The 1,277-nt window shown below is 59.1% G+C and carries 1 protein-coding gene and 1 pseudogene; one reads left to right on the forward strand and one right to left on the reverse strand.

Annotation, left to right across the window (positions count from 1 at the left end; all coding sequences use genetic code 11):
• Positions 1-278, reverse strand: a pseudogene (locus ABYT07_RS21215) (hypothetical protein); the annotation flags it as partial.
• A 211-nt stretch (positions 279-489) separates the two neighbouring features.
• Here ABYT07_RS21215 and thyX point away from each other — a divergent pair.
• Positions 490-1,277, forward strand: a 788-nt coding sequence (gene thyX, locus ABYT07_RS21220; protein ID WP_372993972.1) for an FAD-dependent thymidylate synthase, incomplete at its 3' end; no start/stop codon positions are given.

Here is a 1,277-nt window from a genome sequence, read left to right on the forward strand (position 1 = left end):
ATGGTGAAAGTATCATCCGCCGCATTATACTGGAAACTCGACGCTTGACCGTTGCCAGTGCTATCCTGCGTCTCGGACCGACGGATGCCGTCGTTTGGCGTTGGCGATGCCGTGCCTGCGGGCAAGCCGTCGCGTGACAACGTCGCACCTGTATCCGTGCCGGTATCCGTATCGGTGGTTCCGCCGTCGGTCGTGTCGGTTTCGCTATTAAACGGGGTGCCGTCGCCGCAGCCTGCCAAAACCAGACAAAGCACAAGCCCTGATGCGCCAAATTTCATAACTGTCTGCCTCGAATATTTTTTTAATTACAGCGACAGTCGCCAATCAACTGCCCCATTGTCAACGTTCCAACGGCTTTGCCCTGCATTTCCTCACAAAGTGCAGCCCAAAAACAATACCGCATATCGCGGTTCCGAACCCGGCTTTGCGCAGATATAGTCAGGGGCGAATCCCACGCAAAATCTCAAGCCCCATGACAGGACGCGCCCCATGCCGATCAGCCCAGACCAACAAGCCGAAATTGACGCCCTGCGCAGCACGACCCAACCCACCTTGCGCGCCGTGTCCCAAGGCATGGAAGACCATCTTTACAAGGCGATCCCCGTGCTCGACCACGGTTTCGTGCGCGTCATCGACTATATGGGCGACGACGCCGCGATTTGTCAGGCCGCCCGCGTGTCCTATGGCAAAGGCACAAAATCCGTCCAGAACGACGAAGGGCTGATCCGCTACCTCATGCGCCACTGGCATTCGACGCCGTTCGAGATGTGCGAAATCAAGCTGCACGTCAAACTGCCCGTCTTTGTCGCGCGCCAGTGGATTCGTCACCGCACCGCCAACGTCAACGAATACTCCGCCCGCTATTCGATCCTTGACCGCGAATTCTACATCCCCACGCCCGAACACACGAACGCCCAAAGCGTCGTGAACAATCAGGGGCGCGGCGGCGTGCTCGAAGGGGCCGAGGCCGCCCGCGTGCTCGAAATCCTCAAAACCGACAGCAACCGCGCCTATGACAATTACGAGGCGATGATCTCGGAAACCGGCCCCGACGGCCAACCCCAGGACGGTCTGGCCCGCGAACTGGCCCGCATGAACCTGCCCACCAACATCTATACGCAATGGTACTGGAAGGTCGATCTGCACAACCTGTTCCACTTCCTGCGCCTGCGCGCCGATGCCCACGCCCAATACGAAATCCGCGTCTATGCCGATGCCATCTGCAACGTCGTCGCCGACTGGGTGCCCGCCGCCTACAAAGCCTTCGAGGATTACCG

The sequence above is a fragment of the Sulfitobacter sp. genome (assembly GCF_041552635.1).
In the GTDB taxonomy this organism is placed as follows: Bacteria; Pseudomonadota; Alphaproteobacteria; order Rhodobacterales; family Rhodobacteraceae; genus Sulfitobacter.